The organism is Micromonospora phytophila (genome assembly GCF_023656545.1).
Taxonomy (GTDB): domain Bacteria; phylum Actinomycetota; class Actinomycetes; order Mycobacteriales; family Micromonosporaceae; genus Micromonospora; species Micromonospora phytophila.
In genome coordinates, this window is the sequence record NZ_JAMOKF010000159.1 from 1 (window position 1) to 12,024 (window position 12,024).

At 72.7% G+C, this 12,024-nt stretch carries 9 protein-coding genes; 2 read left to right on the top strand and 7 right to left on the bottom strand.

The features are described 5' to 3' along the window. Positions 1 to 2,255, bottom strand: a 2,255-nt coding sequence (locus NCC78_RS18740) for a Tex family protein (RefSeq protein WP_250795947.1), incomplete at its 3' end; no start/stop codon positions are given. Positions 2,256 to 2,403: 148 nt separating this feature from the next. Here NCC78_RS18740 and NCC78_RS18745 point away from each other — a divergent pair. Continuing rightward, positions 2,404 to 3,915, top strand: coding sequence for a deoxyguanosinetriphosphate triphosphohydrolase family protein (locus tag NCC78_RS18745; RefSeq protein ID WP_250795948.1), 1,512 nt, complete (start codon positions 2,404 to 2,406; stop codon positions 3,913 to 3,915). Positions 3,916 to 3,944: 29 nt separating this feature from the next. On the opposite strand, the gene NCC78_RS18750 is transcribed toward NCC78_RS18745, so the two are convergent. The 6 genes from NCC78_RS18750 to NCC78_RS18775 form a co-directional block, all read right to left on the bottom strand. Continuing rightward, on the bottom strand, positions 3,945 to 5,090 hold the full coding sequence (locus tag NCC78_RS18750; RefSeq protein WP_250795949.1) for an MBL fold metallo-hydrolase: 1,146 nt from the start codon (positions 5,088 to 5,090) through the stop codon (positions 3,945 to 3,947). A gap of 54 nt (positions 5,091 to 5,144) precedes the next feature. After that, positions 5,145 to 6,089 (bottom strand): SDR family NAD(P)-dependent oxidoreductase, encoded by a 945-nt coding sequence (locus NCC78_RS18755; protein ID WP_250795950.1) that lies wholly within the window; start codon positions 6,087 to 6,089, stop codon positions 5,145 to 5,147. After that, positions 6,086 to 7,270, bottom strand: a complete 1,185-nt coding sequence (locus NCC78_RS18760) for a zinc-dependent alcohol dehydrogenase (RefSeq protein ID WP_250795952.1) — start codon at positions 7,268 to 7,270, stop codon at positions 6,086 to 6,088. The genes NCC78_RS18755 and NCC78_RS18760 overlap by 4 nt, the downstream gene beginning before the upstream one ends. A gap of 299 nt (positions 7,271 to 7,569) precedes the next feature. After that, positions 7,570 to 8,334 carry a succinate dehydrogenase/fumarate reductase iron-sulfur subunit gene (locus tag NCC78_RS18765; protein WP_250795954.1) on the bottom strand — a complete coding sequence of 255 codons (765 nt, stop codon included), beginning with the start codon at positions 8,332 to 8,334 and terminating at the stop codon, positions 7,570 to 7,572. Then, on the bottom strand, positions 8,331 to 10,268 hold the full coding sequence (locus tag NCC78_RS18770) for a fumarate reductase/succinate dehydrogenase flavoprotein subunit (protein WP_250795955.1): 1,938 nt from the start codon (positions 10,266 to 10,268) through the stop codon (positions 8,331 to 8,333). Before NCC78_RS18770 ends, NCC78_RS18765 begins: the two co-directional genes overlap by 4 nt. Before the next feature lie 2 nt (positions 10,269 to 10,270). Then, positions 10,271 to 11,002 carry a succinate dehydrogenase cytochrome b subunit gene (locus tag NCC78_RS18775; RefSeq protein WP_284706321.1) on the bottom strand — a complete coding sequence of 244 codons (732 nt, stop codon included), beginning with the start codon at positions 11,000 to 11,002 and terminating at the stop codon, positions 10,271 to 10,273. 35 nt (positions 11,003 to 11,037) lie between these two features. Between NCC78_RS18775 and NCC78_RS18780 the strand changes: the two genes are divergently transcribed. Beyond that, positions 11,038 to 11,967: a LysR family transcriptional regulator gene (locus NCC78_RS18780; protein ID WP_250795957.1), complete on the top strand. Its 930-nt coding sequence runs from the start codon at positions 11,038 to 11,040 to the stop codon at positions 11,965 to 11,967. The last annotated feature ends 57 nt before the right edge of the window (positions 11,968 to 12,024 follow it).

The following is a 12,024-nucleotide window of genomic DNA, read 5'->3' on the forward strand; positions in this document are numbered from 1 at the left end:
TGCTCGCCCCGGGGACCGCCGCGCTCGCGGCGCGCGCCCTCCGGTCCGCCGCGCCCGGCGCCCGCCTCCGCCTCGTCCTCCAGCCGCAGGGTCAACGAGATCCGCTTGCGCGGCACGTCGACGTCGAGCACCTTGACCCGCACCACGTCACCCGACTTGACCACCTCACGCGGGTCCTTGACGAATGTCCGGGACATGGCCGAGACGTGCACCAGGCCGTCCTGGTGGACCCCGACGTCCACGAAGGCCCCGAACGCGGCGACGTTGGTGACCACGCCCTCCAGCACCATGCCCGGGGTCAGGTCGCCGATCTTCTCCACGCCCTCGACGAAGGTGGCGGTGCGGAACTCCGGTCGCGGGTCGCGTCCCGGCTTCTCCAGCTCGCCGAGGATGTCGGTGACCGTCGGCAGGCCGAACGTGTCGTCAACGAAGTCGGTCGCCCGCAGCCCGCGCAGGATCGCCGACTTCCCGATCAGCGAGCGCAGGTCCTGCCCGGTGCTGGCGAGGATGCGGCGCACCACCGGGTACGCCTCCGGGTGCACGCTGGAGGAGTCCAGCGGGTCGTCGCCGCCGGGGATGCGCAGGAAGCCGGCGCACTGCTCGAACGCCTTCGGCCCGAGCCGGGGCACCTTCCTCAGCTCCGCCCGGGAGCGGAACGGGCCGTTGGCGTCCCGGTGCAGCACGATGTTCTCCGCCAGGCCGGCGCCGATGCCGGAGACCCGGGTCAGCAGCGGGGCGGAGGCGGTGTTGACGTCCACCCCGACGGCGTTCACGCAGTCCTCGACCACCGCGTCCAGGGACCGGGAGAGTTTCACCTCGGACAGGTCGTGCTGGTACTGGCCGACCCCGATCGAACGCGGGTCGATCTTGACCAGCTCGGCGAGCGGGTCCTGGAGCCGGCGGGCGATGGAGGCCGCGCCGCGCAGCGAGACGTCCAACCCGGGCAGCTCCTGCGAGGCGTACGCGGAAGCGGAGTAGACCGACGCGCCGGCCTCGGAGACCACCACCTTGGTGAGGTTGAGCTCGGGGTGCCGCTTGATCAGCTCCCCGGCCAGCTTGTCGGTCTCCCGGGACGCCGTGCCGTTGCCGATCGCCACCAGCTCCACGCCGTGCGCCCCGGCCAGCCGGGCCAGGGTGTCGATCGAGGCGTCCCACTGCCGGCGCGGCTCGTGCGGGTAGATCGTGTCCGTGGCGACCACCTTGCCGGTGGCGTCCACCACCGCGACCTTCACGCCCGTACGCAGGCCCGGGTCCAGCCCCATCGTGGGCCGGCTGCCGGCGGGCGCCGCGAGCAGCAGGTCCCGCAGGTTGGTGGCGAAGACCCGGACGGCTTCCTCCTCCGCCGCCTGCCACAGCCGCATGCGCAGGTCCGCGCCGAGGTGGATGAGGATCCGGGTACGCCAGGCCCAGCGCACCGTGTCGGCCAGCCACCGGTCGGCGGGCCGACCCCGGTCGGTGATGCCGAACCGGCCGGCGATCACCGCCTCGTAGCGGCTCGGACCGGTGGGCGCCGCGTCGGCCTCGCCGGCCTCCTCGGGCGCCATGGTCAGGTCGAGCACGCCCTCCTTCTCGCCCCGGAACATGGCCAGGATCCGGTGCGAGGGCAGCTTCGGGTACGGCTCGGAGAAGTCGAAGTAGTCGGCGAACTTGGCGCCGGCCGACTCCTGGCCGTCGCGTACCCGCGAGACCAGCCGGCCCCGCGACCACATCTGCTCGCGCAGCGTGCCGATCAGGTCGGCGTCCTCGGCGAACCGCTCGATCAGGATCGCCCGGGCGCCCTCCAGCGCCGCGGCCGGGTCGGCCACGCCCTTCTCCGCGTCGACGAACCCGGCGGCGACGGCCTTCGGGTCCTGCGTCGGGTCGGTCAGCAGCGACTCGGCGAGCGGCTCCAGCCCGGCCTCGCGGGCGATCTGCGCCCGGGTCCGGCGCTTGGGCTTGTACGGCAGGTAGATGTCCTCCAGGCGGGACTTCGAGTCGGCCGCCATGATCTGCGCTTCCAGGGCCTCGTCGAGCTTGCCCTGACCGCGGATCGACTCCAGCACCGCCGCCCGCCGCTCGTCCAGCTCCCGCAGGTACCGCAGCCGCTCCTCCAGGGTGCGCAGCTGCGCGTCGTCGAGCAGGCCGGTGGCCTCCTTGCGGTAGCGGGCGATGAACGGCACGGTGGCGCCGCCGTCGAGCAGCTCGACGGCCGCGCGTACCTGCCGCTCGGCGACGCCGAGCTCGTCGGCGATCCGCTGGTGCACAGACTGGGTCACGATCTGATCCGCCTTTTCGGTTGGTTCCGCCCTGCATTGTGCCGGCCCGCCGTGCGCGGGCCGCGTCGCACCCGCCGGCCCCGCCCGCCCCGCCCGCCCCGGAGGTACGCGGACCCGTCGCCGTCCCCGGTGCGCTAGCGTGGCGATCATGGAACAACCCGCGGACCCGCGGGCGCGGCGGCTCTTCGGCGGCAGCGCCCGGGCCCTCGGCGACCTCGCCGCCAGCCCGTTCCGGGCCGACCGGGACCGCATCGTCGCCTCGCCGTTCTTCGCCCGGCTGAACGGGGTGACCCAGGTGGTCAGCCCGGGTGGCTCCGGCCTGCTGGTGCACAACCGGCTCACCCACAGCCTCAAGGTCGCCCAGGTGGCCCGGGCGATCGCCGAGCGGCTCACCGCCCGCGACCGGCACCGCGACCTGCTGGAGAAGCTCGGCGGCTGTGACCCGGACGTGGTGGAGGCCGCCGCGCTGGCGCACGACCTCGGCCACCCGCCCTTCGGGCACCTGGGCGAGCGGGTGCTGGACCGGCTGGCCCGGCAGCGGCTCGGGCTGGCCGACGGCTTCGAGGGCAACGCCCAGTCGTACCGGATCGTCACCAGCACCGAGATCCGCGGCGCGGCCACCACCGGACTGGACCTCACCGCGGCGGTCCGGGCGGCGATGCTGAAGTACCCGTGGACCCGGCTGGACCACCCGGACCCGCACCCTCGGCTGATGGACCCGCCGCCGCGCGGGGCGACCCCGCCGCCGGACGACCCGGCCAGCGGCTCGTCGAAGTTCGGGGCGTACCGCACCGAGGTCGACGACCTGCGGCAGGCCCGCGAGCCGTTCGCCGGCCGGATCCCGGACTGGCAGCAGACCGTCGAGGCGTCGGTGATGGACACCGCCGACGACATCGCGTACGCCATCCACGACGTGGAGGACTTCTACCGGGTCGGGGTGCTCCAGCAGGGCGCGGTGGCCGCCGAGCTGATGGCCTGGCAGCGCGAGAGCGGCCACTTCCGGGCCATCACCGACGCGGCGCTGGCCGCCGCGGCCCGCCGCCCCGGCGCGGCGATCGAACGGCTGCGCCGGCAGCTGCACCGCAAGGACGCCTGGGTCGCCGACGACGAGGCGTTCGCCGCCGCCGTCGAGCACGTCCGCGAGGAACTGGTGGAGGGGCTGCTCGCGATGCCCTTCGACGGCTCGATCGAGGCCGAGCAGTACGTCGCCCGCTTCTCCGCCCGGTGGACCACCCGGTTCGTCGACGCGATCACGGTGGTCGAGCAGCCCGCCGTCCGCTCCGGGCACGTGCTGCTCGCCCCGTCCCGCTGGCACGAGGTGCAGGTGCTCAAGTTCGTGCACCACCGGTTCGTGCTGGCCCGGCCGGACCTGGCCCTGCACCAGCGCGGGCAGGCCCGGCTGCTGGGCACCCTGGTGGAGGCGCTGCTGGACTGGCTGCTCGACCCGGAGGAGGAGTCCCGGCTGCCGCGACGCCTGCACGACCTGGTCGACCTGGCCGAGGCGGAGCTGCACCCGCGTACCCCGGACCGGATCGGCAAGGCCCGGGGCCGGGCCATCGTCGACTTCGTCGCCCAGCTCACCGACGGTCAGGCGGTGGCGATGCTGGACGCCCTCTCGGGCCGCTCCGGCGCCCTCTGGACCGACGCCTTCGTGCTCTGAGCGGCCGTCGCGGGGCCGGGCGGGCCGGCTCAGGCGACGGCCTGCCACCACCCGTCGACCGCCGGCGGGTCGTCCACCACCACCCGCTCGCCGGGGCGGGGGACGGCCAGTCGCACGTCCCGGGCCTTCGCCTCGGCCCAGATCCGGTCCACCGGCTCGGACCAGTCGTGCAGGGCCAGGTTGAAGGTCGCCCAGTGCACCGGGATGAGCAGTTCGCCGCGCAGGTCGAGGTGGGCGGAGATGGCCTCCTCGGGAAACATGTGGATGCTCGGCCAGGCCCGGTCGTACGCGCCGATCTGCATCAACGTGACGTCGAACGGGCCGTGCTCGGCGCCGATCTCGGCGTAGCCGTCGAAGTAGCCGGAGTCGCCGGTGTAGAAGACCTTCCGGTGTGCGCCAGCGACCACCCAGGAGCTCCAGAGCGTGCCGTCGCGGCGCAGCCCGCGCCCGGAGAAGTGCTGTGCGGCGGTGGCGGTGATCTCCAGCCCGGCCACCCGGTGGCTCTCCGCCCAGTCCAGCTCGATGATCCGCTCCGCGGGCACGCCCCACCGGTCGAGGTGGGCGCCCACCCCGAGCGGCACCAGGAACGGGGCGGACTGCCGGGCCAGCAGGTCGCACACCGTGGCCATGTCGAGGTGGTCGTAGTGGTCGTGCGAGATCAGGATCGCGTCGACCTGGGGCAGCTCGTCCAGGCCGACCGGGGGTTCGTGCAGCCGCTTCGGGCCGACCAGGGCCGACGGCGAGCACCGTTCGCTCCACACCGGGTCGAGCAGCACCCGCCGGCCCTCGATCTCGATCAGGGCGGAGGCGTGGCCGTACCAGACGATGTTGAGCTCACGCTCGTCGGCGGTGGCCGGCGGGTCGGCCGGGCGCAGCAGCGGCACCGCGGCGCTCGGGCGGCGCTTCTGCTTGCCGAAGATCAACTCTCGGATCAGGTTGCGGTCGGCGACGCCCGCCATCGAGCGGGTGCGCACCGTGTTGTGGAAGGTGCCGTCGCGGAACTGCGGTGACCGCGCGGCCCGCTCCGCCCGCGCCCCGGTCAGCCGGCCGCCGAGGGCCGCCGGCACGTCCCGCGTCACCCACGCCAGCCCGGCCAGCGCGGCCATCCCCGCCGTTGCCCGCATCCGCCGCCCGAGTGACCACTCGAGTTCCCCGCGCTCCCGTCGTGCCCCCATCGCCGCCCTTCCGCCGTGTCCCGTGGTACACGGTAGTCCGCACCCGCGACGCGCTCACCGCAGTCGGCGCCGCACCGCCGTTCCGACCGAGCCCGGCAGCTCGCCGACGGCGCGCACCAGCTGCCCGAGGTCGGGCAGCCAACCGCCGCGCACCGCCTCGCCGGCCGGGTTGGGCGTGAACACCACGCCGTCGTGCGGCGCGACCGGGCGGCCGGTCAGCCCGGCCAGCCGCATCAACGGTCCGACCAGGACGTCGTAGACGCCCGGCAGCACGGTGAAGCCGATCCGCATCACCATGTTGAGCCGGCCCACCGACACCTCCCGTCGGGGCCGGTCGGCGCAGTCCACGACGGCCCGCGCCACCCGCTGCGAAGTCGTGATCGGCAGCGGTGGCCGACCGATCCGGCCGAGGTAGTTCGCGGCCTGCTGGTAGACCGGGGTGTCCACACTGCCCGGGCTGACGATGCTGATGTGGATGCCGGAAGTGTCCCGGGCCTCCTGCTGCAGTGATCGGGCCAGCCCCTGCAGGCCCCACTTGCTCGCGACGTAGCCGCTCATGTAGGGCGCGGTGATGTGCCCGAGCACCGACCCGGTGAGGATCAGCGTCCCGCCGCCGGTGGCCCGGAAGTGCCGCAGCGCGACCCGGGCCGCCGCCGCGGAGGCGAGCAGGTCGGTGCGGACGACGTGCTCGAAGACCCGCTCCGGTATCTCCTCGAACCGCCCGTACGCCATCACCGCCGCCGTGTGCACCCAGACGTCGATGCCACCGAACCGCTCGATCGCCGCGTCGGCCAGCTTCGCCAGCTCGCCGTCCCCGGTGACGTCGGTCGGCACGTCCAGCACCTCGGCGCCCGCCGCCCGGCACTCCTCGCGTACCTCGGCGAGGGTGGTCGGGGAGCGGGCGGCGAGGACCAGGCGGTCGCCGCGCGCGGCGAACGCCCCGGCCGTCGCCCGGCCGATCCCGCTGGTCGCGCCGGTGATGACGACCGTGCGGGTCACGGCGCGAGCACGACCTTGACGCAGCCGTCCTGCTTCTTCTGGAACATCTCGTACGCCTGCGGCGCCCGCTGCAGCGGCACCCGGTGGGTGCGCAGGTCCTCCACGCCGAGAGGGTCGTCGTCGCCGGAGAGCAGTGGGATGATCTCGTCGGTCCACCGTCGGACGTGGCACTGCCCCATCCGCAGCTGGATGCCCCGGTCGAACATCTCCATCAGCGGCATCGGGTCGACCTCCCCGCCGTACACCCCGGAGATGGAGACGGTGCCGCCGCGCCGGACGGCTTTGAGCGCGGCCTTGAGCACGACGAGCCGGTCCACGCCGACCTTGTCGGTCATGGTCTGGGCCAGCTTGTCCGGCAGGAGCCCGGCGGCGGTCTGGGCGAGCTTGCCGGCGGGTGCGCCGTGCGCCTCCATGCCCACCGCGTCGATCACCGCGTCGGGCCCGCGCCCGTCGACCAGGTCGATCAGCGCGCCCGGCACGTCGTCGAGTTCGCTGACGTCGAGCACCTCGATGCCGTGCCGGCGGGCCATCTCCAGCCGCTCCGGGACCAGGTCCAGCCCGATCACCCGGTCCGCGCCGAGGTGCCGGCCGATCCGGGCGCAGAACTGGCCCACCGGCCCGAGCCCGAAGACGGCGAGGGTGCCGCCGCGCGGGGTGTCGGCGTACTTCACCGCCTGCCAGGCGGTGGGAAGGATGTCGGAGAGGTAGAGCCAGCGCTCGTCGGGCCCGGTCTCCGGGACCTTGATCGGGCCGAACTGGGCGTACGGCACCCGCAGGTACTCCGCCTGCCCGCCCGGGACGGAACCGTAGAGCGAGGTGTAGCCGAACAGCGAGGCGCCCTTGCCCTCCGCGGTGTTCTGCGTGGTCTCGCACTGGGCGTAGAGCTGGCGGTCGCACATCCAGCAGGCGCCGCAGGAGATGTTGAACGGCACCACCACCCGGTCGCCCGGCTTGAGCCGGGTCACCCCGGAGCCGACCTCCTCGACGATGCCCATCGGTTCGTGACCCAGGATGTCGCCGGGCTTCAGGAACGGCCCGAGCACCTCGTAGAGGTGCAGGTCGGAGCCGCAGATCGCGGTGGAGGTGATTCGTACGACGGCGTCCGTCGGCTCCTCGATCCGAGGGTCGGGCACCTCCTCGACCCGCACGTCCCGCTTGCCCTGCCAGGTCAGTGCCTTCATGCCGATCTTCCCCTCTCTGCCCGTCCCCACGACTGCTACCCGGGTGGCGAGGGTTGAACCGGCGCACGCCCCGCCGACGGGCCACCGCGCACGCTTCGGACGCGTGGCTCGAGCGCCGGATGCGGATGTGCTGCCGAGGGGGCCGGCGGGGAGGCCAAGCCGGTGGGCGCGGTCTGGACGGCTCCGGGGGCATCCGCCCCGTGCCCGGCCGTACGGGCGTCTTGCGCGGTGCCGGCAGGGTCCGGACACGCGCCGGCCGCCGTACCCGTGGCGGGTGCGGCGGCCGGTCGTGGGCAGGCTCAGGAACCGGGGGTGTTGTCGCCCCGCTTCGCCGTCGCCTTGAGGTAGTCCCGGTTGAGTCGGCCGATGGTGTTCAGCGGGATGCCCTTCGGGCACACCGCGGTGCACTCACCGGCGTTGGTGCAGCCGCCGAAGCCGGCCTCGTCGTGCGCGTCGACCATGCCGATCACCCGGGTGAACCGCTCCGGCTGGCCCTGCGGCAGCAGCGAGAGCTGGGTGACCTTGGCGGCGGTGAAGAGCATGCCGGAGCCGTTCGGGCAGGCCGCCACGCAGGCGCCGCAGCCGATGCAGGCCGCCGACTCGAAGGCGGCGTCCGCGTTGGCCTTGGCCACCGGGGTGGAGTGGGCCTCGGGGGCGCTACCGGTCGGCGCGGTGATGTAGCCGCCAGCCGCGATGATCTTGTCGAGCGAGCCCCGGTTGACCACCAGGTCCTTGACGACCGGGAAGGCCCGGGCCCGCCACGGCTCGATGTCGATCGTCTCGCCGTCGGCGAAGTGCCGCATGTGCAGCTGGCAGGCGGTGGTCATCTTCTGCGGACCGTGCGCGTTGCCGTTGATCACCATGCCGCACGCGCCGCAGATGCCCTCCCGGCAGTCGTGGTCGAACGCCACCGGCTCGTCGCCGGCGAGGATCAGCCGCTCGTTGAGCACGTCGAGCATCTCCAGGAACGACATGTCCGGGGACACGTCGTCGACCTGGTAGGTCACCATCCGACCCTTGTCCTCGGGGCCCTTCTGGCGCCAGATGCGCAGGGTCAGGTTCACTTGTAGCTCCGCTGCGTGGGGTGGACGTATTCGAACTTCAGGTCTTCCTTGTGCAGCACGGCGGGCTCACCGGTGCCGGTGTACTCCCAGGCCGCGACGTAGGCGAACCGGTCGTCGTCGCGCTGCGCCTCACCGTCGGGGGTCTGGTGCTCGGCCCGGAAGTGGCCGCCGCAGGACTCCTCGCGGTGCAGGGCGTCGATGCACATCAGCTCGGCCAGCTCGAAGAAGTCGGCCACCCGGCCGGCCTTCTCCAGCGACTGGTTCAGGCCCTCGCCGTCGCCGGGCACCCGGACCCGCTGCCAGAACTGCTCGCGCAGGGCGCGGATCTCGTCGATCGCCTTGCGCAGCCCGGCCTCGCTGCGCTCCATGCCGCAGTGCTCCCACATGATCTGGCCCAGCTCGCGGTGGAACGAGTCGACGGTCCGGTCGCCGTTGACGGCGAGCAGCCGGGTGATCCGGTCCTCGACGTCGGCGCGGGCCGCGAGCGCCTCCGGGTGGCTGGCGTCGACCGCGTCCAGCGGGCTGGCGGCCAGGTAGTTGGCGATCGTGCTCGGCAGCACGAAGTAGCCGTCCGCCAGGCCCTGCATCAGCGCCGAGGCGCCGAGCCGGTTCGCGCCGTGGTCGGAGAAGTTCGCCTCACCGATCACGAAGAGACCCGGGATGGTGGACTGCAGGTCGTAGTCGACCCAGAGGCCGCCCATCGTGTAGTGCACGGCGGGGTAGATCCGCATCGGCACCTCGTACGGGTCCTCGCCGGTGATCCGCTCGTACATCTCGAAGAGGTTGCCGTACTTCGCCTCGATGGCCTTGCGGCCGAGCCGGTTGATCGCGTCCGCGAAGTCCAGGTAGACGCCGAGGTTGGTGGGCCCGACGCCGCGGCCCTCGTCGCAGACGTTCTTCGCGGCACGGGAGGCGATGTCCCGGGGGACCAGGTTGCCGAAGGAGGGGTAGATCCGCTCCAGGTAGTAGTCCCGCTCGTCCTCGGGGATGTCCCGCGGGGCGCGGTCGTCGCCCTTGGCCTTCGGCACCCACACGCGGCCGTCGTTGCGCAGCGACTCGCTCATCAGGGTCAGCTTCGACTGGTGGTCGCCGGAGACCGGGATGCAGGTGGGGTGGATCTGCGTGTAGCAGGGGTTGGCGAAGTAGGCGCCCTTGCGGTGCGCCCGCCAGGTGGCGGTGACGTTGCAGCCCTTGGCGTTGGTGGAGAGGTAGAAGACGTTGCCGTAGCCACCGGAGGCCAGCACGACCGCGTCCGCCATCTCCGTGGAGATCTCGCCGGTGACCAGGTCCCGGACCACGATGCCCCTGGCCTTGCCGTCGACGATGACCAGCTCCAGCATCTCGTGCCGGGAGTTCATCTCCACGTTGCCGAGGCCGATCTGCCGCTCCAGCGCCTGGTACGCGCCGAGCAGCAGCTGCTGACCCGTCTGGCCCCGGGCGTAGAAGGTGCGCTGCACCTGGGCGCCACCGAACGAGCGGGTGTCCAGCAGGCCGCCGTACTCGCGGGCGAACGGGACGCCCTGCGCCACGCACTGGTCGATGATGTTGACCGAGACCTCGGCCAGCCGGTGCACGTTCGACTCGCGGGAGCGGAAGTCGCCGCCCTTGACGGTGTCGTAGAAGAGCCGGTGCACCGAGTCGCCGTCGTTGCGGTAGTTCTTCGCGGCGTTGATGCCGCCCTGCGCGGCGATCGAGTGCGCCCGGCGCGGGCTGTCCTGGTAGCAGTAGGACCTGACCCGGTAGCCCTGCTCGGCGAGCGTGGCGGCCGCGGATCCGCCGGCCAGGCCGGTGCCCACGACGATCACCGTCATCTTGCGGCGGTTCGCCGGGTTGACCAGCTTCGCCTCGAAGCGGCGGCGGTCCCAGCGGGTCTCGATCGGGCCGTCGGGAGCCTTGGCGTCGGCGATCGGGTCGCCCTCGGTGTAGAGATCCATGGTCAGGACACCAATCCGGTGAGTACGGCGAACGGAACCACCAGGTAGCCGACGCAGAGGCCGACGGCGAGGACCAGCGCCACGACCCGGGCCCGGCGCTCGCCGCGCGGGGTCTGCTGGCCGAGGCTGCGCAACGCGCTGAAGACGCCGTGCCGCAGGTGGAAGCCGACGGCGACGACCGACAGGGTGTAGAAGAGCGTCACGTACCAGCGCTTGGGGGCGAAGTCGGCGACCACGTTGGCGTACGGGCGGCTCGGGTCGCCGACCGGGTTCAGCGTGCCGGTGGTCAGGTCCAGGAGGTGGTAGATCACGAAGAGCAGGATGATCACCCCACCCCAGCGCATGGTGCGGGCCGCGTAGCTGCCCTGGACCGGCTTGCGGTGGGCGTACCTGACCGGCCGGGCGGCGCGGGCGCGCAGGGCGAGCGTGGTGGCGGCCCAGATGTGACCGACCACCGAGACCACCAGCGCGGTCCGCAGGATCCACAGGAACCACACGCCCGGCAGCAGCGGCGCGCCGATCTCGCGCAGCCAGTGCGCGTAGTGGTCGAACGACGTCGCGCCCGTGAAGATCTTCAGGTTGCCGAGCATGTGCGCGATGAGGAACAGCACCAGGATGATGCCCGTCACCGCCATGACGGCCTTCAGACCGACGCTGGAACGGATGGGCGACCGAGTTCTCGTGACTACCACACGATCGACGCTAGGAGCAGTTGGATCAGTCGTCCAATGCATCGACCTCGCAGTCTTGATAGCTATAGGCTATTTAGATGCAGCTCCATCAGCTGAAGTACTTCGTGGCGGTCGCAGAAGTACGACATTTCACCCAAGCCGCCGACGTCGTCGGTATAACGCAGCCCTCACTGAGTAAGCAAATTCACGCCTTGGAGGCCGACCTCGGGGCTCCCCTCTTCGAACGGGTAAGGGGCAACATCACCCTCACCACGGCCGGCGAGGTGCTGCTGCCGTTGGCCAAGCGGATCCTCGCCGACGTGGAGACCGCCACCCGCGAGGTGCAGGAGCTGGTCGGCCTGCGCCGGGGTCGCGTCCGGCTCGGCGCGACCCCCAGCCTGGCCACCTCGCTGGCCCCGCCGGTGCTGCGCCGCTTCCGCGACGCCCACCCCACCGTCGACCTGCGGGTGGAGGAGAGCGGCTCGCAGGACCTGGTCCGCGACCTGCTCCGCGGCGACCTCGACCTGGCCCTGATCATCATGCCCGCGCAGGGCACCGACCCCGGGCTGCGCGCCGATGCGATCCTGCGGGAGAGCCTGGTGGTCGCCTCGGTCGAGGAGCTGCCGGCCGCCCCGGCCGGCGGGGAGCTGCGCATCACCGACCTGCGGGACCAGCCGATGGTCATGTTCCGGGAGGGCTACGACCTGCGCGACGCCACCCTCCAGGCCTGCCGGGAGGCCGGCTTCGAGCCGACCATCGCGGTCGACGGCGGCGAGATGGACGCCGTGCTGAGCTTCGTCGAGGCCGGACTGGGGGTCGCGCTGGTGCCCGGCATCGTGGTGGCCCGCCGCCCGGGCGTCCGAGTCACCCGGCTGGCCCCGCCCGGCGTACGGCGGACCATCGCGGTGGCCCGGCGGCGCGACGTGGTGCCCACGCACGCCGGCCGGGAACTGCGGCGCATCCTGCTCGACTACGTGCACGGCGCCACCGCCAGCGGGGACCTCCCGCCCGGCGTGGAGCCGCTCTGAACCCCGGCGCGGCTGCGCACGTCAGGAGACGCGCGCCGGCCGGCGGTCCGCCTACGC

Excerpts from the sequence above, each read along its gene's own strand:
- NCC78_RS18745 (WP_250795948.1), top strand. The coding sequence starts at position 2,404 with ATGGAACAACCCGCGGACCCGCGGGCGCGGCGGCTCTTCGGCGGCAGC.
- NCC78_RS18750 (WP_250795949.1), bottom strand. The coding sequence starts at position 5,090 with ATGGGGGCACGACGGGAGCGCGGGGAACTCGAGTGGTCACTCGGGCGG.
- NCC78_RS18760 (WP_250795952.1), bottom strand. The coding sequence starts at position 7,270 with ATGAAGGCACTGACCTGGCAGGGCAAGCGGGACGTGCGGGTCGAGGAG.
- NCC78_RS18770 (WP_250795955.1), bottom strand. The coding sequence starts at position 10,268 with ATGGATCTCTACACCGAGGGCGACCCGATCGCCGACGCCAAGGCTCCC.
- NCC78_RS18775 (WP_284706321.1), bottom strand. The coding sequence starts at position 11,002 with ATGCATTGGACGACTGATCCAACTGCTCCTAGCGTCGATCGTGTGGTA.
- NCC78_RS18780 (WP_250795957.1), top strand. The coding sequence starts at position 11,038 with ATGCAGCTCCATCAGCTGAAGTACTTCGTGGCGGTCGCAGAAGTACGA.